Below are 18,261 nucleotides of genomic sequence, written 5' to 3'. Positions count from 1 at the left end.
CAACATCAAAAGGAAGGAAACCACCATGGCAAAACTAGAAGCAAGTGTACTGGCCTTTGAACGCAAACTCGCCAATTCAGATGCCCTGATGTATGCCGGAAACTGGAATGAACGTGACCAAAGAAACTCCTGGGAAGCAATCAAAATTCAGGAAAAAGCGGTTCGCGGCACCATCTCCAACCGCATGAAAAGCACCACGGCGAATGACCCTGCCAAAGTCAATGCAGCGATTGAAAACCCTAACCTACAAAAAGTTGATGTGGCGGCTCTCCCCTTTGAAAAAGACACCCTGAAACTCAGCTTTACGCTGCGAATTCTGGGCAACCTGAGCACCCCTTCAGCCTGCAACAATCCTGATTACCAGGAAGCGCTAGCCAGTAAAATTGATCAATACATTCAAGAGCAGGGGTTCAGCGAGCTGGCCACCCGCTACGCAGAAAATCTGGCTAACGGTCGTTTTCTCTGGCGTAACCGAGTGGGGTCTGAACAGGTTGAAGTTCGTATCCAGCACCAGGATCAGGAATGGGTTTTCGATAGCCACGAATTCAATCTTCGCCAATTCAACTCAGATAATGCCCAGCTCAAACAACTGTCTGATGTGATTGAAAAAGGGCTAACCAGTGAAAGCTATGTGTTTCTAACGGTTCATGCATTTGTGAAACTGGGCCAAGGCCAGGAAGTTTTCCCTTCACAGGAACTGATTCTCGACAAGGGCAAAGGCGGCAAAAGCAAGGTTCTTTATGAAGTGGACGGTGTGGCGGCACTACACTCACAAAAAGTCGGCAATGCGCTGCGCACCATTGATACCTGGTACCCGGATGCAGGTGATCTTGGCCCCATAGCTGTTGAGCCCTATGGCTCCGTCACCAACCGAGGTAAAGCCTATCGTCAGCCTGCTGATAAAATGGACTTTTATAATCTGCTGGATAACTGGATCGGCAAAGATAAGGCCCCGGAACCCGAACAACAGCATTACGTCATGGCTACCCTGATCCGTGGTGGAGTGTTTGGTAAAGCAGATTAAAAGGAAAAGGCTATGGATCACTTTATTGACATTAAAGTACTGCCAGACCCGGAATTCAATGCAACCACTCTCATGAATGCCCTCTATGCCAAGCTGCATAGAGGCTTGGTGACCCTGCAAAATGAAAGCCTGGGTGTCAGCTTTCCTGCAGCAGGAAAAACACCAGGCGATCTTTTGCGCTTGCATGGGACAAAGCCGGACCTGGAACGCCTGATGGAACTCAATTGGATCAAAGGACTCGGTGACTATACTGCTACCACCGAACTTCAGCTCGTACCTGCTGATCTGCAGCAAGTAAGAATCAGACGAATTCAAAGCAAAATGACTGCCGCAAGAATTCGCAGAAGCGTAGCAAGAAATACCGACAAAAGCCTGGATGAGCAACAAGCAACCGAGCTATTGGAAAAACGTCAGCCGCTGAAACTGCCCTATCTAATGCTCAAAAGCCAATCAACAGGGCAACAGTTCCCACTGCACTTTGAACAAAAAGCAGTTGGAACAGAAGCCGTCTCCGGCACTTTTAATAGCTATGGGTTCAGCCAGACGGCAACCTTACCCTGGTTTTAACCCTTTTTTTCTGGCCACATAAAAAGCCTGAAAAATCAGCTGCTTGGCCAGCACTCTAAAAAATAGGGTTGCTGGCTTTTTTTCATTAAAGCTCTTTAACAATGAACAACTTATCAGGTAGGATCTCTACTTCACTGCCGCCCAGGCAGCTCAGAAATCAAATCACTGGGGATCACGCAAAAGAGACGCCTTCACTGCCGCCCAGGCAGCTCAGAAAAGAAGTTCATCCACGAAGCAACAGGCCGCAAACTTCACTGCCGCCCAGGCAGCTCAGAAAAAAAGCGGCAAAAGCCGATCAGTGCCTATCCCCTTCACTGCCGCCCAGGCAGCTCAGAAAACTGGAGCACGTTGGAGCGAAGCCGAAGGCCTCTTCACTGCCGCCCAGGCAGCTCAGAAACCAGCCGGTGAGCTGTTTGATGACATCTGGCACTTCACTGCCGCCCAGGCAGCTCAGAAAAGACAGTGGCCGAGGTGAAGAAGCGGCTACGCCTTCACTGCCGCCCAGGCAGCTCAGAAAAGAGCCATGGCTTAGTCCTCTAAAAATATTACCTTCACTGCCGCCCAGGCAGCTCAGAAATGCGAGCACTGAACCCCGCTTGGCCAGAGCAGCTTCACTGCCGCCCAGGCAGCTCAGAAATGGCTCGACATTTGCGTAAGCGCCTGAGGACTCTTCACTGCCGCCCAGGCAGCTCAGAAAACTGAGCCGCCTGCATGATGATGGCCATGCAGCTTCACTGCCGCCCAGGCAGCTCAGAAATTGCAGAAAATACTGGGTCATTCTGACATTAGCTTCACTGCCGCCCAGGCAGCTCAGAAAGGCAGGCGAACGCAGTGAGCTGTCCGCGTTGACTTCACTGCCGCCCAGGCAGCTCAGAAATGTCAGCACCGTAGCGGCCCCGGTATAAATCACTTCACTGCCGCCCAGGCAGCTCAGAAACCCGAACACTGGGCAGCCAGGACGGGCCAGACCTTCACTGCCGCCCAGGCAGCTCAGAAAAGGGAGTCAGTGGTAACCGTCGGTGTCAGGCGCTTCACTGCCGCCCAGGCAGCTCAGAAAATAAAAAAAGCCCGCTGGGTGCGGGCTTGATTCTTCACTGCCGCCCAGGCAGCTCAGAAATCAGCATGCATAATCCAAATGGGGATCGCAGTCTTCACTGCCGCCCAGGCAGCTCAGAAATTTTGCGGCGGACTTTTTCGCTTGTTCAAAGCCTTCACTGCCGCCCAGGCAGCTCAGAAAGGCTACGATGTCGAAAGCGGCGGCATCAAAACCTTCACTGCCGCCCAGGCAGCTCAGAAATAACCAAGAGGTCCGCGAAACCAAGGCGTTTTCTTCACTGCCGCCCAGGCAGCTCAGAAAAACTGTTTGAGCTGCGGCACCCCAACCCTGAACTTCACTGCCGCCCAGGCAGCTCAGAAAAGTCAGAGTTTACCGCTTACCTTTTTGACATTCTTCACTGCCGCCCAGGCAGCTCAGAAAAGATCGGTAATTTCCCGGCCCGGTGAAGATTCCTTCACTGCCGCCCAGGCAGCTCAGAAAACCACAACAACAAATAATGAGCAAAATCAAGTCTTCACTGCCGCCCAGGCAGCTCAGAAAATACCACCACAGCCCCAAAAAAGGCAATAAAACTTCACTGCCGCCCAGGCAGCTCAGAAAATTTCCTGAATCGTATTTTTTACGCAAGTCTACTTCACTGCCGCCCAGGCAGCTCAGAAAACGTGGCGTTTTCGCCTTTTGGTACTGGCTCACTTCACTGCCGCCCAGGCAGCTCAGAAATGCTGGAAGAGTGGAAAGACCGAGACCCTGTACTTCACTGCCGCCCAGGCAGCTCAGAAAACAGAGCCTCCCTGAACACGATACAGAAACTGCTTCACTGCCGCCCAGGCAGCTCAGAAATTTGAGGAGCGCATGAAGCGCGAGAAAGCCATCTTCACTGCCGCCCAGGCAGCTCAGAAAAGCGCTTGGCTTCAAGATTGCGATGCCTGTGCCTTCACTGCCGCCCAGGCAGCACTCGATTAGTCCACCAACCTAGCTTTTAGCAGGTCAATCAGGCTTTGGTTTTTGGGGCTGTTGGCTGCAAAGCTGTTTTCATCCTGGAAGATGCCGAATTCATTACCCTTGTAGGCAAAGTAGTGGTAATGGATGCCTCGGGCGTCCATCAGGTCCATGAGGTCAGTAATCCAGCCTGCTGCATTTTTATCTTGGTACCTTTGCAAGTCATCACTTTTCTGACCGAATTCCCCGACATGAAAAGGGTAGTTGTTGTAGATCACCTGAAATTCTGACATGGCGTTTTGCAGGGCGGTGTCATCCACATCCTGATCGTAGACGGAGGTGGCGTGAGCGGTAAATTCACTCCAGGGATCATAGATATGGATGTCGTAGATCAGCTGGTCATCATAGTCTTCGCCTTGATCATTTTTTAGCAGGAAGTTGCTGACTTCAGCTGCATCATTAAAGCTGTGCTCAATCATCAGGGGGCGGGTGGTGTCGATTTTGCGAATGGCATCGATGGTGGCTTTCATCAGCTCCGGGTATTCGCTCTGAACATCCGGGTTGGGTTCATTGAGCAGGTCGTAGGCGGCGATCACCGGGTCATTGTGGTAACGCCTGGCCAGCTCTTCCCAAAGATGGATGTAGCGACACCGGTAGGCCGTTGCGGCACAGTCGCTGTAATCGCCATCATATACGCTGGAATCACGCCAGAAGTCAGTGACGTTGTTCGGCCCTTGAAAACCGCCGCCCGGTGGGGCGTGCATGTCCAGAACCACATAGAGCCCGGCTTCCTTGGCCCAGCCCAAAACGATATCGAGCCAATCAAAACCGCTTTCCAGCCAGACACCGGGGGCGGAATCCTCTTCAAAAGCCCGGTACCAGAGTGCCAGACGGATCGAGTTAAAGCCCATGGCTTTGATGTCATGAAAATCCTGGCGGTCATAATTGAAGTAGGAGTAGGTGTTGAAATTGGAAAAAACAGCGGGCTGACCGGAATCATCGGTTTCATCGCCGTAGGCAATCAGGTTGATACCTTGCAGCTGAACCACTTCGCCTTCGGCATTGACCAACTGGGTTCCCTGTATTTTTAGCGGTGTTCCGGAATTATCGGGTTCATAACGGGTTTGCGAAACACTGATGTCATCGAGAAAAAAATTGCCGTTGTTATCGGAGTTCAAACGCAGGGTCACTCCGTCATCCAAAAGCCCGTCGTAGGTGGATAGGTAACCACGAAACAGGGTCCACTGGTCATCATCCAGATGCACACGGTTTAAACGCACCCCGTCATCATTTTGATCTTCTGCAGTGGTCAGCCGATCCAGATTGTAATTATTGCTGGCACTGGCATCCTGCTGACGGATATAGCCGCGCAGTATATAGGTGGTATCGGCTTCCAGGGGATAGAGGGCTTCGCCAGCAGTGTGCAGGTCATACATAGAGCCAAACCAGGCGGAGGTGCGGTTGCTGACTTGCAAGGAAGAATCGCCCGAGCGCTGAATGCTGGAATTGAGGCTGCTGCTGGTTCCGTAGGAATCCCAGTTATGGGTAGTGCCCTCAAAATCGTAACTCAGCAAGGTGGTTTCAGCTACAAAATCAGTAGCTTGTGTTGTGGTGGAATCACTGTTGGAATCCGAGGAGGAGCCACTGTCGGAAGAGCTACTGCCCGAACTGGAACTATCGCAGCCAACCAGTAAAAACAGGGCGAACAAAGCGGTAATGCTGGTTGATTTCATGGTTTTTTCCTTAAATTCCGGGAATCCTGACCAGGAGATTAGCAGTGGCGAATATGGAAAACTGTGAACTCCATCACTGATCGCGTGTTATTTAACGCACATTTTGTAAGGTTTTAATGCCGGGTTGAAAGCTTTGGAATTCTGGCGGCTTCTGGTAAACTGCGCTCCCATCTAAAACTTTTCCTTCCTGTTCCTTGATATCGGCCTGCAAAGGCTGGTGCTGATCTATTTTTTGGGCGGTGTTCATGACGCGTTACATTTTCGTGACTGGTGGTGTGGTTTCTTCCTTGGGTAAAGGAATCGCCTCAGCTTCTCTGGCAGCTATTCTGGAAGCACGTGGCTTAAAGGTCACGATCATGAAGCTGGACCCTTATATTAATGTGGATCCGGGCACCATGAGTCCCTTCCAGCATGGTGAGGTTTTTGTCACTGAAGATGGTGCTGAAACCGATCTGGACCTGGGGCATTACGAGCGCTTTATCCGCTCACGCATGACCCAGAAGAACAATTTCACCACCGGCCGTGTTTACGAGCATGTGCTCCGTAAGGAACGTCGCGGCGATTACCTGGGCGGAACCGTTCAGGTGGTGCCTCATATCACCGATGAGATTCAGCGCCGTGTCGAGGAAGGTGCCGAGGGTTATGACATTGCCCTGGTGGAAGTCGGTGGCACCGTGGGTGATATTGAATCCCTGCCCTTTTTGGAAGCCATTCGCCAACTGCGGGTCAAAGTGGGCTCCCAGCGGGCACTCTTCATGCACCTGACGCTGGTTCCCTATATCAAGACTGCGGGTGAAACCAAGACCAAGCCGACTCAGCACTCGGTCAAGGAACTGCGCTCCATCGGTATTCAGCCGGATATTCTGATCTGTCGTTCGGATGTGGAAATTGAATCCAACGAGCGTCGCAAGATTGCCCTCTTTACCAATGTTGATGAGAACGCGGTTATTTCCCTGCCCGATGCCGACACCATCTACCGCGTGCCAGCCCTGCTGCACGAACAGGGTCTGGATGAAATCGTCACCGCCAAGTTCAATATGGATTGCCAGCCTGCCGACCTGAGCGAATGGGTTCAGGTGGTGGATGGCAAGCTGAACCCCCAGAAGACCGTCAAGATTGCCATGGTGGGTAAATACATGGAGCTGCTGGATGCTTACAAATCATTGATTGAAGCCATCCAGCATGCCGGTATCAAGACCCGCACCAAGGTGGAAATCGATTACGTCGACTCGGAAGAAATCGAGCGCAAGGGCACAGATCGCCTGGCTGAGAAGGATGCCATTTTGATTCCCGGCGGCTTTGGTGAGCGCGGTGTTGAAGGCAAAATCCTGACTGCCAAGTTTGCCCGCGAGAACAAGATTCCCTACCTGGGCATCTGCCTGGGTATGCAGGTGGCTGTCATCGAATTTGCGCGCCATATCGCCGGTTGGGAGGATGCCAACTCCACCGAATTCACCATGGATACCCAGCATCCGGTGGTCGGTCTGATTACCGAATGGCTATCGCCCGAAGGCAAAATCGAAACCCGCGATACCAACTCTGACCTGGGTGGCACCATGCGCCTGGGTGGTCAGGTCTGTCATCTGGAAGAAGGCACCCGTGCCCGCGAAACCTATGCTGCCGAGAATATCGTGGAGCGCCATCGCCACCGTTATGAAGTCAATAACCAGTTTATTGATGAACTGGAGAAAGCCGGTCTGGTGATTTCCGGTCGCAGTGCTGACAAGGCACTGGTGGAAATGGTCGAACTGCCTGATCACCCTTGGTTTGTCGCCTGTCAGTTCCACCCGGAGTTTACTTCCACCCCCCGTGACGGCCATCCGCTGTTTACCGGCTTTATCAATGCCGCCCTGGATCAAAAGGCTCGCCGCAAGCAAGCCGGAGCAGGCGTATGACTGCGGCCCCCGCTTTGCAGGCCGGTGGTCTGACGCTGGCCAATGACCGCCCCTTTGTTTTGCTGGGCGGCATGAATGTGCTGGAATCGCGTGATCTGGCGTTAAAGGTGGCTGAACACTATGTCGAGGTCACGCAAAAACTGGGGATTCCCTATGTTTTCAAGGCCAGCTTTGACAAGGCCAACCGCTCCTCGATTCACTCCTTCCGCGGCCCTGGCCTGGAAGAAGGCTTGAAGCTGCTGGACGAAATCAAAACGCAGTTTCAGGTGCCGGTCATCAGTGATGTGCATGAAATCGAGCAGGTCAAACCGGCTGCTGAGGTTCTGGATATTCTGCAACTGCCGGCTTTTCTGGCCCGCCAGACTGATCTGGTTCAAGCCCTGGCCGCCACGGACAAACCGGTTAATGTTAAAAAACCCCAGTTCATGTCGCCCGGCCAGGTGGGCAATCTGGTGGAGAAATTTGCCGAGTGCGGTAATCGTCAGGTGATGCTCTGCGAGCGGGGTAGCTGTTTTGGCTATGACAACCTGGTCGTGGATATGCTGGGCTTTGATGTGATGAAAAAGGTCAGTGGCAATGTCCCGCTGATTTTTGATGTGACCCATGCCCTGCAGATGCGTGACCCCACGGGTGCCGCTAGCGGCGGGCGTCGCCAACTCACCCCCGAACTGGGCCGTGCAGGCATCAGCCAGGGCATTGCCGGTCTTTTCCTGGAGGCTCATCCCGAGCCGAATCAGGCCAAGTGCGATGGCCCTTCTGCACTGCCGCTGGATAAGCTGGAACCCTTCTTACAACAAATGAAAGCAGTGGACGATCTGGTTAAATCCCTGCCTGCGATTCAAATCGACTAACATAACTTTGGAGACTTCCATTCATGGCTAAAATTATCGAGATTAAAGGACGTGAAGTACTGGATTCACGCGGCAACCCCACGGTCATGGCCGATGTGACCCTGGACGGCGGTTTCAAGGGTAGTGCCTGCGCACCTTCTGGTGCTTCCACCGGCTCTCGTGAAGCGCTGGAACTGCGTGATGGTGACAAATCCCGCTATCTCGGTAAGGGCGTACTCAAGGCTGTGGAAAACGTAAACACCAGCATTCGTGATGCGCTTTTGGGTCAGGATGCCACCAACCAGGGCGGTATTGACCAGATCATGCTGGACCTGGATGGCACCGACAACAAAGCCAAGCTGGGTGCCAATGCTATTCTGGCGGTCTCTCTGGCAACAGCCAAGGCTGCTGCTGCGGCCAAGGGTGTTGAACTCTTTGAACACATCGCTGATATCAATGGCACCCCCGGCAACTACTCCATGCCCGTGCCCATGATGAACATCCTCAACGGTGGTGAGCACGCGGATAATAATGTCGATATCCAGGAATTCATGGTTCAGCCGGTTTCTGCCCCGACTTTTGCCGAAGCCCTGCGTGCCGGTGCGGAAATCTTCCACGCGCTGAAAAAGGTTCTGAAAGACAAGGGCCTGAGCACCTCAGTCGGTGATGAAGGTGGTTTTGCACCCAACCTGGCTTCCAATGCCGATGCTCTGGCGGTGATCAAGCAGGCCACAGCTGCAGCCGGTTACGAACTGGGCAAGGACATCACCCTGGCACTGGATTGTGCTTCCACTGAATTTTACAAAGACGGTGAATACGACCTGGCTGGTGAAGGTCAGAAATTCTCCTCTGAAGGTTTTAGCGACTACCTGGCCAAGCTGTGCGATGACTACCCGATCGTTTCCATCGAAGACGGTCAGGACGAGTCCGACTGGGATGGCTGGAAATACCAGACTGAAAAACTGGGCAGCAAGGTACAGCTGGTCGGCGACGACCTGTTCGTGACCAACACCAAGATCCTGAAAGAAGGCATCGAAAAGGGTGTGGGTAACTCTATTCTGATCAAGTTCAACCAGATCGGCTCGCTGAGCGAGACCCTGGAAGCCATCAAGATGGCCAAGAATGCCGGTTATACCGCAGTTATTTCTCACCGCTCCGGTGAGACCGAAGACGCCACCATTGCCGACCTGGCTGTGGGCACCGCTGCCGGACAAATCAAAACCGGCTCTCTGTGCCGCTCTGACCGGGTGGCCAAGTACAACCGCCTGCTGGTCATCGAAGAACAGCTGGGCAGCAAGGCCCCTTACCCCGGCCTGAAAGCCATCAAAGGCCAGTAATCCCAGCCTGAATGCTGCATAAAGAAGCCACCTTCGGGTGGCTTTTTTTGTGACCTGAGTCACAAGTCTGTAATTGCTTAACCGCTACTTTAGACATACCATATTTCAGGCAACTCTCGGTAAGGATGAATACCGACTGGTGTTTCGATTGCTTCTCAAAAGGACTCGCATTATGCCCATGAAAAAACTCCTGGCCGCCCTGGCCTTTTCTTTTATCGCCTTCCTGCCTTTGCAGGCTTCAGCCATGACCCACACGCTGGGAACCGATCTGGTTCGCCTGCTTGATGGCAACATGGATGACGGTATGTTCAACCTTTCCTGGCAAGGCTCTCTCAGTCGTTCGACTGCCGTACGTGCCAGCTATTCCACCGGTGACAACCTGAGCATTCTCGATGTGACCTTCAAGGCCTACATCGATCGTTATCATCAGGGTGTTTTCTACGAAATCGGTGGCAGCTGGTGGGATGGCCCTAACGATGACTCCATCGGCGTACTGGGTGCCCTGGGTTATGAGCGCAGCCTGGTTCGCCATGTGGTCGCTGGCGGCTCTGTTCAGCTTTACGGCGGTATTGATGAAACCGTTGGCAAGCCTGAATCTCCCTTCTTTCTGCCCTCCCTGTTTATTAGCTACACCTTTTAAGTAGCGACCTAAACAAGGACTTGAGGCCTGCTCCGTGCAGGCCTTTTTTTCACTTCCCCGCTGGAGTCACTTCGCTCTGTGCGTATAATAGCCGCATGACCAGGTTACTCACCCTCTTTCTCATTCTGCTTTTGGCCATCACCCAATACCGTCTCTGGTGGGGTGAAAATGGTCTTTTGGAGCTGCGCCAGGTTGCCGCCCAAGTTGCCATTCAGGAAGAGGAAAACCAGCGTCTCAGCCGCCGTAACCAACGCCTGGAAGCGCAAGTACAGGATTTGAAAAACAGCCTGGATGCAGTGGAAGAAAGAGCCCGCTATGACCTGGGCATGATCGGTGAACAGGAAACTTTTTTCTGGCTGGTTGGAGAACCTCCACAGGTTTTAGAGCTACCCGAATCCCTGGACAAAAATCCATGACCTCATCTTCACCCCGACTCTGGTGCCTGCTCCCTGCTGCCGGCATCGGCCAGCGTATGCAAGCGACCCTGCCCAAACAGTATTTAACCCTGCAGGGACGCAGCCTGATCGAAATCACCCTGGAAAAACTGCATAGCAATTTTCCTGAAGCCACACTGATTCTTCCGTTGCATCCTGAAGACCACTGGTGGCCTGAAGTTGAGAAGAAACTACGGTTGGCTCACCCGCAACTGAAACTCATCACCTGCCAGGGCGGTCAAGAAAGGGCCGACTCGGTTTTAGCCGGATTAAAACATCTCAGTGGCCAAGCCGCCGATAACGACTGGGTTCTGGTTCACGATGTCGCCCGGCCCTGTGTTTCCTCGCAGGATTTACAGCATTTTTACCAGACGCTCAGCCAATCATCACAGGGCGGTCTGCTGGCGGCACCGGTTGCCGATACGCTCAAGCGAAGCGGTCCCAACCAGGAGGTGATTGCCACCCAGGACCGGGATCATCTCTGGCAGGCTCTCACCCCCCAGATGTTTGCCTATGGGCCTCTGTTAAAGGCTCTGGAAAAGGGACTGCAACTAGGCCTGAAGATCACCGATGAAGCCTCGGCCATGGAAGCGGCTGGCTATCAGCCACAGTTAATCACCGGCAGTCGCGAAAATATCAAAATCACCCGCCCGGAAGATTTGCCCCTGGCGGAAAAACTTCTTGCAGAGGAAAAGCCCAGTATGCGCATAGGCCAAGGCTTTGATGTCCACAAGTTCGGTCCCGGTGATCAGGTTATCCTTGGTGGGGTGGCCATTCCCCATGACCAAGGACTGGTGGCCCACTCGGATGGTGATGTGTTGATCCATGCACTCTGTGATGCCCTGCTTGGTGCGGCCGGATGTGGCGATATCGGCCATCATTTTCCCGACACCAATCCTGCCTATGCCGGGGCTGACAGTCGTGAACTTCTGCGTCAGGTGATGGCTACTCTGACTGCCAAAAACTACTGTCTGGTCAATGCCGACATGACCCTGATTGCCCAGGCACCCAAGATGGCCCCGCATTTGGAGGCGATGAAAGCCTGCCTGGCTGAGGATCTGCAAGTCAGTGAGGACGTTATCAATATCAAGGCCACGACCACGGAAAAACTCGGTTTTACCGGTCGCAAAGAAGGTATTGCTGCCCAGGCTGTGGTCCTGCTGGAAGCTCGTTCATGAGTCTACCGCCTGCCCTGGAGGAAGCTACCGGTGATGCCTTGCCCCTGGCCTGGCCCGCTTCGCCCTGGAGCGGTTGCTATCGGCTAAATCCCGAAGATTTTCAGGTCACCGAGGAGCTGGGCTTTGAACCTGAGGGCGAAGGCGAGCACCTGTTTTTATGGATCGAAAAAACAGGCACCAACACCCAATACCTGGCTGAAGAGCTGGCCCGGCGTTTACAACTACCGGCCAAGGCGGTGAGTTTTTCCGGCCTCAAAGATCGTCATGCCGTTACCCGCCAGTGGTTTTCCCTTCATCTACCCGGCCAGGACGATCCCGACTGGACCACCTTGAATAGTGAGAACTGGCAAATTCTGGCAGCCAGTCGCCACCGTAAAAAACTCAAGCGTGGCGTACATCGCAGTAATCATTTCCGGCTGCGGATTCGTATCGACCAGCAGGACCCGAACATACAGAACTGGCTGGAAGAGCGCTGGCAGCTATTAAGCCAGGAGGGTGTGCCTAATTATTTTGGTCCCCAGCGTTTTGGCCGCCAGGGACAGAATCTGCACTTTGCCTGGCAGTGGCTAATGGAAAAGAACGCGCGCAGACCTGGCCGTCAGAAAAAAAGCCTCTGGCTATCCAGCCTGCGTTCAGCGCTCTTTAACCGCTGGCTGGCTGAAGCTGTTCAGCGCGGGGATTGGAACCAGGCCCTGGAAGGTGGCTGCTTCAATCTCGCGGCAACCCGTAGCCAGTTTTTTGCCACTGAACAAGATTCACTTGAAGACCTGCAGACAAGAATCAGCCAGGGTGACCTGCATCCCTGTGGCCCCCTGGCTGGTCGTGCCCCTTCTACAGCGGGAGAGCCTTCTCACACTCAAGCGAGGCAACTGGAAGCAGCTTTTATGCAGGAGTGGCAGCCCCTGGTCACTGAACTGGGTAAACAGGGCCTGCAGTTAGAAAGGCGCAGTCAGCGTCTGCTGCCAAAAATGGGGGCACTGGAGTGGCAGGCTCCCTGGGTGACCCTGAATTTTTCTTTACCAGCCGGGAGTTTTGCCACTTCTCTCTTGCGAGAGGTGGTTACAGCCAGGGATGCCAGTCAGGCTGAATGTGGTAAAGTAGCTGACCAATAAGTAAAGCCAGCTTCAAAACCTATGACGGAGAAATCTCCTTTGAAACTGCTTTTGTCCAATGATGATGGCGTTCATGCCGATGGCCTGGCGACCCTGGCTGATGTCGCCAAGGATCTGGGTGAACTCCTGGTAGTGGCCCCGGATAGAAATCGCAGCGGGGCCAGTAATTCCCTGACCCTGGATCGCCCGCTTAATCCACAGCAACTACCCAACGGCTTCTGGTCAGTGGATGGCACCCCGACCGACTGTGTGCATCTGGCCGTGGGCGGACTCTTTGATGGTCAACCGGATCTGGTTCTATCAGGCATTAACCATGGTGCCAATCTGGGTGATGATGTCCTCTATTCCGGTACTGTTGCGGCGGCAACCGAGGGGCGTTTTCTGGGTCTTCCGGCTCTGGCTTTTTCTCTGGCCGGCAACAATCATCTGGCCACGGCGGCTCAGGTGGTTCACCGGCTGCTGGAACTCTTTCTTCAGCAGCCCGAAGCACTCAAATTGCCTGCCCGCAGCCTGTTGAACATCAATATCCCCGATGTGCCTGCTTTTGCCCTGAAAGGCTACCAGATTACCCGCTTGGGCCATCGTGGCCGTGGAGAAAAACCGGTGGAAATCCTTAACCCGGCCGGACAAAAACGCTACTGGATAGCCCCGCCCGGTGCAGCGCTGGAAGCAGGACCGGGCACTGATTTTCATGCCATCCAGGAAGGCTACGTCTCCATTACACCGCTGCAGTTTGATATGACACGACATGAAAGTCTGGATCAGGTAGAAACATGGCTGAACTCCTGCAATTAAAACCACAACTACAGGGAATTGGCTTTACGTCACCGCGCACCCGCAAGCGCATGGTGGATCGTCTGGAAGCAGCAGGAATCAAAAACCCGCTTGTTTTGGAGGCCTTGCGTCAACTGCCACGCCATCTGTTTGTCGATGAAGCCCTGGCCCATCGTGCCTATGAAGATACGGCTCTACCCATCGGTCACGGTCAGACACTCAGCCAACCCTATATCGTTGCCCGCATGACCGAAATCCTGCTGGAAAACCAACCCGAAAAGGTACTGGAAATCGGTACGGGGTCAGGCTTTCAATGCGCCCTGCTGGCTTGCCTGATCAAAGAGGTCTGGAGTGTCGAACGCCTGGAACCCTTGATGAGTAAGGCGCGCAAACGCCTGCAGGAACTGGGGTTGAGAAATGCCCGTATCAGTCATGGCGATGGCCAGATGGGGCTGAGTGCTCATGCACCCTTTGATGCCATTCTGGTAACCGCTGCACCAAAAGAGTTGCCTGAAAGCTTGACTGAACAACTCAATGAGGGAGGACGCCTGATTCTTCCCTTGGGCGATAAAGAACAAACTCTCTGTATTTTCGATAAAAATAATGGCCGCTTGGTGCGCAAGGATATCGAGCCGGTTTATTTTGTGCCGCTTTTACCTGGAGCTCAATAATGCGCAGCTGGCAAATCTATCTTCGCGGTCTGGCCATGGGCTCGGCCGATATGGTCCCGGGTATTTCCGGCGGCACCCTGGCTTTTATAACCGGTATCTATGAGCGTTTGATCAATTGCCTCCGCAGCTTCGACTGGCGCCTTTGGCAGATATGGAGAACCCAGGGCCTCAAGGGTGTTTGGCAAGCGGTTGATGGCCCCTTTATTGTCAGCCTCTTAGCGGGCATTTTCAGCGCCGTAGCACTGCTGGCCCACCTGGTGAGCTGGCTGCTGGAAAACCACCCTCAACCTCTTAATGGCTTTTTCTTTGGCCTGGTAGCTGGTTCCGCATTGATGATCAGCCGTCAAGTTACGGGCTGGAATTGGCAGCGCCTGCTGTTCCTGGCGGCCGGTGCCCTGGCAGCCAATTTTATTAGCCTGCTATTACCCAGTGTGGGCAGTCTTTCACCCACTACCTTCTTTATCGCTGGAATGATTGCCATCTGCGCGATGATCCTGCCCGGCATTTCCGGCAGTTTCCTGCTTCTGGTCATGGGTGTTTATGGTCCCTTTATCGAGGCCATTAAAAATTTCAATCTGAGCTTGATTCTGCCCTTCGCAGGCGGCGCTGCCTCGGGTCTGCTGGTTTTTTCCCATTTGCTGGGCTGGTTATTTGATCATTACCGCTCGGCCACCTTTGCCGCCCTTCTTGGCTTTGTGGTAGCGTCGTTAAAGCATCTCTGGCCGTGGCAACAGTTAACGCGTTACCGTCTGGATGAACAGCAAAATGTGATTCCTTTAGACACACAAGTGTTACTGCCCTGGCAGTATTTTGAGGTAACAGGTGAACCCTCGAACCTCATCCCTGTCACAATTTGTACATTGATCGGCTGGATACTGGTGCTTTACTTGGCCCCAAGATCAGATTAGTGAGCTTGCAACTTAAGTGGCATATTACTTGCTTCAATAAAACCAGGTAATACAGTTGACCGGCTTGATCAGGTAACTGATTTCTGGGCCTTAGAAGCCTTCGTAATAAGGAGCAGGGTTATGGCAGACTTGAAACAAGAACAAGCACTCACCGATGCAGATGCCGAACTGGAGTTAAACAGGGAGCTTCTGGATACCAAGGATGAAGACCTGGACTTGGATGCCACTCAAATCAGCGAGGCCGAAGCCTTTGAACAGGCTTTGGAAAATGAATCTCTGACCCCCAGTAAAACCCTGGATGCAACCCAGCTCTACCTGAATGAGATAGGCGCCTCGCCGCTACTAAGCGCAGAAGAGGAAGTTCATTACGGGCGTCTTGCTCGCAAGGGTGACCCAGCGGGTCGTTGCCGCATGATTGAAAGTAACCTGCGTCTGGTCGTGAAGATTGCCCGTCGCTATAACAATCGCGGCCTTTCTTTGTTGGATTTGATTGAAGAAGGCAATCTGGGCCTTATCCGGGCCGTGGAAAAGTTTGATCCTGAACGTGGCTTTCGCTTTTCGACCTATGCTACCTGGTGGATTCGTCAAACCATCGAACGGGCTCTGATGAACCAGACCCGCACCGTGCGCCTGCCCATTCATGTAGTGAAAGAACTCAATACCTTCCTGAGAACCGCTCGGGAACTTTCGCAAATCCTGGACCACGAACCCACGCCGGAAGAGATTGCACGTCACCTGGATAAACCGGTGGCAGTAGTGAAGAAACTGCTGGGTCTGAATGAAAGAAACACCTCTTTTGATTATCCTGCAGGTCAAAACGCTGATAAACCACTACTGGAAACCCTGGCCAGTGAAGAGGAAGCTGATCCGCTGCATTCCATTCAGGATCAGGACATTACCGGCAATATTGAAAACTGGCTGAATGAACTCAGCGAGAAACAACGCGAAGTCGTTGCCCGGCGCTTTGGTCTCAGAGGCCATGAAGCGACCACGCTGGAAGAAGTGGGTCAGGAAATTGGCTTAACTCGTGAAAGAGTGCGTCAAATCCAGATGGAAGCCCTGAAGCGTCTGCGCAAAATGCTTGATCGAGAAGGCGTGGATTTGGATGCAGTTCTTTCCCACTAATTCCCATCTCACCCGCTACCTAAACCGGCTGTCATCCAGCCGGTTTTTTATTGTATGCAATTGCGTACATTGCTGAAGCCGATCCGCAGAATCTTGACCAAAAACACTTGATTGAAATCAATTAAAAATCACAAACCATTGTTTTTTAAAGACTTAAAACAGATCTTACCTCTGTACTACAAGTGGGACACCCACTTTTTTTCGACTCAAAAGGTGGTATTCTGAAATTGTCGTCAGGGAGCAAGGAGCAGGATGACAAGGAAAAAAGGATGCACGGTGCAGGCCAAAGGAGATTAAGGATAATCAGGCAGGAAAGCATCAGGAAAAGTCGTGGAAGACTTGTTACCAGGAAAGGTTGATTGCAGCCAGTGAAGGCTTGGATGACCACCCCAAAGGATACCCGCCAGGATGGCAGGTGAACAAGGACGATGAAAAGGAATCCCCCGGGCGGCTTTAGGCCGCCCTTATTTTTTGTCTGTGTTATCATCCCCTCTTTTTAAACGGCCTCGGTTAACCATGGATATTTCTCTGCGGCGTCAAGTCTCCGCAGTGCTCGCAGGCGTGTTGTTGTTGGTCTCGCCTTGGGCTGCTGCAAGCAAGTATCAACTCACATCAGAAGAAGTCAGCAGAATCATTGATCAAGAGGCCTACCAGGCTCTACTTCTGGCTTCCACCTCCGAACAATACCCTCTTGTGGCTGAGTCTGGTTCGCAGCCAATGAATGGCAGCAAATTTCAACGTATGGCCCGGGAAACCCGCAACATGGCCATCATGTCGCTGGGTATCATGGCCGTTATCTATGCCTTGCCTGAAGATGTTTCCAAATGGGATCGCAGCGAAATGACGCCCGATCAGTTGGGTGATCGCTGGGTAGAGCATAATGAAGAAGGGCCTGTCTGGGACAAGGATGAGTGGAATCTCAACCTCATTGGTCACCCCTATTTTGGTGCTGCCTACTATATGGTGGCTAGAAACCAAGGCTTAACCAAGCTGGAATCCTTTGGTTACTCCTTCTTGATGTCTACCTTCCTCTGGGAAATGGGTGTGGAGGCTTTTGCCGAAACGCCTTCGCGCCAGGATATCCTGATCACGCCCATAATCGGCTCTTTGGTCGGTGAAGGCTTTTACATCTGGGAGCAACGCATTCTGGCCAATGATGGCCTGGTGTGGGGTTCATCTGCTTTGGGCAGCGCCACCCTCTTCTTTTTAAACCCGGCCGGTAGTGTTTCCCAGGCAATTAACTCTGCCTTGGGCGAGGATACGGCATTTATCCAGGAAGCAGAAACCCGGTTGGCGGTTAATAGCGGGAATAATGCCCTTCACCCGGGAGAAGCCAGAGAACCGGCCTGGGCCGGAATTGAACTGGAATTCAGATTTTAAGCCTGAAGCCCTGGAGATTAAACCGGGGCTCAGGTGGCCAGACCAGAGACTAGTAGAAGCGGTAGTTCAAACTTACATAACCTTCATTCAAGGCTTGCAACTCGGTCTTACCTGCAAGCTGGCTATCAATCTCGACCTGAAAGCGGGTAAAGCGAAGCCCCGTTTCCAGGGACCAGCCGCGACTAAATTCCCAGATCAACCCGGACTGCAAACCCAATCCCGGTCCGGTGACATACTCTTCAGTTTGATGCTTGGCTGCTAGATCCAGATCCACCAGGGCGCCGCGAACGCCGGCAAAAAGCTCCAGTCCCGATGTCAGCGACCAAAGGCGATCATAGTGAGCGGCCATAACCCGGGTTTCTGCTTCGTCCCAGGTATGAAAATTCAATTGGGCATGAAGGCGGTGATCCGGATAAACCACCCCCAGCCGCACCCCGATACCACTGGCCTGGGAAGAATCCAGCGGTTCCAGATCAAGATGACCCAGGGATCCACCCACACCCATGAAAGGGTCACCCAGCGGCTCTTGAGCCTGAACTGCAAGGCTGGCCAAAAGCGCCACACCGGCAAGACTTGATACTACTGACTTCAACATTTTTCCTTTCCTATCCTTGCAGACATGTGTCCTGAGCAGGCCTCTGATCAGCATGAAGTTGG

The 18,261-nt window shown here is 53.0% G+C and carries 16 protein-coding genes, 2 pseudogenes and 1 CRISPR repeat array; of the genes and pseudogenes, 15 read left to right on the top strand and 3 right to left on the bottom strand.

Features of this window, described 5'->3' with window-relative positions; genetic code table 11:
- Positions 1 to 25: 25 nt before the first annotated feature.
- Positions 26 to 1,024, top strand: coding sequence for a type I-F CRISPR-associated protein Csy3 (gene csy3, locus DFK18_RS06110; RefSeq protein ID WP_114417351.1), 999 nt, complete (start codon positions 26 to 28; stop codon positions 1,022 to 1,024).
- A gap of 12 nt (positions 1,025 to 1,036) precedes the next feature.
- Positions 1,037 to 1,591, top strand: coding sequence for a type I-F CRISPR-associated endoribonuclease Cas6/Csy4 (gene cas6f / locus DFK18_RS06105; RefSeq protein ID WP_114417350.1), 555 nt, complete (start codon positions 1,037 to 1,039; stop codon positions 1,589 to 1,591).
- 129 nt (positions 1,592 to 1,720) lie between these two features.
- Positions 1,721 to 3,608: direct repeats of the CRISPR family, unit length 28 nt; unit sequence CTTCACTGCCGCCCAGGCAGCTCAGAAA.
- Positions 3,609 to 3,763: 155 nt separating this feature from the next.
- On the opposite strand, the pseudogene DFK18_RS14820 reads toward cas6f, so the two are convergent.
- Positions 3,764 to 5,320, bottom strand: a pseudogene (locus DFK18_RS14820) (cellulase family glycosylhydrolase); the annotation flags it as partial.
- A gap of 91 nt (positions 5,321 to 5,411) precedes the next feature.
- Positions 5,412 to 5,567 carry a hypothetical protein gene (locus tag DFK18_RS14460; protein ID WP_162299707.1) on the bottom strand — a complete coding sequence of 52 codons (156 nt, stop codon included), beginning with the start codon at positions 5,565 to 5,567 and terminating at the stop codon, positions 5,412 to 5,414.
- Here DFK18_RS14460 and DFK18_RS06085 point away from each other — a divergent pair.
- The 13 genes and pseudogenes from DFK18_RS06085 (at position 5,566) to DFK18_RS06030 (ending at position 17,604) form a co-directional block, all read left to right on the top strand.
- Complete coding sequence (locus tag DFK18_RS06085) at positions 5,566 to 7,215, top strand: CTP synthase (RefSeq protein WP_114417347.1); 1,650 nt, start codon at positions 5,566 to 5,568, stop codon at positions 7,213 to 7,215. The genes DFK18_RS14460 and DFK18_RS06085 overlap by 2 nt on opposite strands.
- Positions 7,212 to 8,066 (top strand): 3-deoxy-8-phosphooctulonate synthase, encoded by an 855-nt coding sequence (kdsA, locus tag DFK18_RS06080; protein WP_114417346.1) that lies wholly within the window; start codon positions 7,212 to 7,214, stop codon positions 8,064 to 8,066. The genes DFK18_RS06085 and kdsA overlap by 4 nt, the downstream gene beginning before the upstream one ends.
- A gap of 23 nt (positions 8,067 to 8,089) precedes the next feature.
- The gene (gene eno, locus DFK18_RS06075; protein WP_114417345.1) at positions 8,090 to 9,382 is read left to right on the top strand and encodes a phosphopyruvate hydratase; all 1,293 of its coding nucleotides are present in this window, start codon (positions 8,090 to 8,092) and stop codon (positions 9,380 to 9,382) included.
- Between the two features lie 172 nt (positions 9,383 to 9,554).
- Positions 9,555 to 10,022, top strand: coding sequence for a hypothetical protein (locus DFK18_RS06070; protein WP_114417344.1), 468 nt, complete (start codon positions 9,555 to 9,557; stop codon positions 10,020 to 10,022).
- A 95-nt stretch (positions 10,023 to 10,117) separates the two neighbouring features.
- Positions 10,118 to 10,438: a cell division protein FtsB gene (ftsB, locus tag DFK18_RS06065; RefSeq protein ID WP_114417343.1), complete on the top strand. Its 321-nt coding sequence runs from the start codon at positions 10,118 to 10,120 to the stop codon at positions 10,436 to 10,438.
- A pseudogene (gene ispD / locus DFK18_RS14555) lies at positions 10,435 to 11,130 on the top strand (2-C-methyl-D-erythritol 4-phosphate cytidylyltransferase); the annotation flags it as partial. The gene ftsB and the pseudogene ispD, both read left to right, overlap by 4 nt.
- A gap of 27 nt (positions 11,131 to 11,157) precedes the next feature.
- Complete coding sequence (gene ispF / locus DFK18_RS14550) at positions 11,158 to 11,634, top strand: 2-C-methyl-D-erythritol 2,4-cyclodiphosphate synthase (protein WP_218563915.1); 477 nt, start codon at positions 11,158 to 11,160, stop codon at positions 11,632 to 11,634.
- Positions 11,631 to 12,746 (top strand): tRNA pseudouridine(13) synthase TruD, encoded by a 1,116-nt coding sequence (truD, locus tag DFK18_RS06055; RefSeq protein WP_114417341.1) that lies wholly within the window; start codon positions 11,631 to 11,633, stop codon positions 12,744 to 12,746. Before ispF ends, truD begins: the two co-directional genes overlap by 4 nt.
- 21 nt (positions 12,747 to 12,767) lie before the next feature.
- On the top strand, positions 12,768 to 13,541 hold the full coding sequence (surE, locus tag DFK18_RS06050; RefSeq protein ID WP_218563908.1) for a 5'/3'-nucleotidase SurE: 774 nt from the start codon (positions 12,768 to 12,770) through the stop codon (positions 13,539 to 13,541).
- Complete coding sequence (locus tag DFK18_RS06045; protein WP_114417339.1) at positions 13,520 to 14,191, top strand: protein-L-isoaspartate(D-aspartate) O-methyltransferase; 672 nt, start codon at positions 13,520 to 13,522, stop codon at positions 14,189 to 14,191. The genes surE and DFK18_RS06045 overlap by 22 nt, the downstream gene beginning before the upstream one ends.
- Positions 14,191 to 15,099 (top strand): DUF368 domain-containing protein, encoded by a 909-nt coding sequence (locus tag DFK18_RS06040; RefSeq protein ID WP_114417338.1) that lies wholly within the window; start codon positions 14,191 to 14,193, stop codon positions 15,097 to 15,099. Before DFK18_RS06045 ends, DFK18_RS06040 begins: the two co-directional genes overlap by 1 nt.
- A gap of 120 nt (positions 15,100 to 15,219) precedes the next feature.
- Positions 15,220 to 16,224, top strand: coding sequence for an RNA polymerase sigma factor RpoS (rpoS, locus tag DFK18_RS06035; RefSeq protein WP_114417337.1), 1,005 nt, complete (start codon positions 15,220 to 15,222; stop codon positions 16,222 to 16,224).
- Positions 16,225 to 16,740: 516 nt separating this feature from the next.
- On the top strand, positions 16,741 to 17,604 hold the full coding sequence (locus tag DFK18_RS06030; protein ID WP_114417336.1) for a DUF3943 domain-containing protein: 864 nt from the start codon (positions 16,741 to 16,743) through the stop codon (positions 17,602 to 17,604).
- Positions 17,605 to 17,653: 49 nt separating this feature from the next.
- Here DFK18_RS06030 and DFK18_RS06025 read toward each other — a convergent pair whose 3' ends face one another.
- Positions 17,654 to 18,199 (bottom strand): hypothetical protein, encoded by a 546-nt coding sequence (locus tag DFK18_RS06025; RefSeq protein ID WP_114417335.1) that lies wholly within the window; start codon positions 18,197 to 18,199, stop codon positions 17,654 to 17,656.
- Between the last annotated feature and the right edge of the window lie 62 nt (positions 18,200 to 18,261).

Origin of the sequence: Marinospirillum perlucidum, assembly GCF_003336805.1 — a bacterium.
Classification (GTDB): Bacteria; Pseudomonadota; Gammaproteobacteria; order Pseudomonadales; family Halomonadaceae; genus Marinospirillum; species Marinospirillum perlucidum.
The sequence above is the reverse complement of the archived record's forward strand: the minus strand, read 5'-3'. Positions and strand labels throughout refer to the sequence as shown.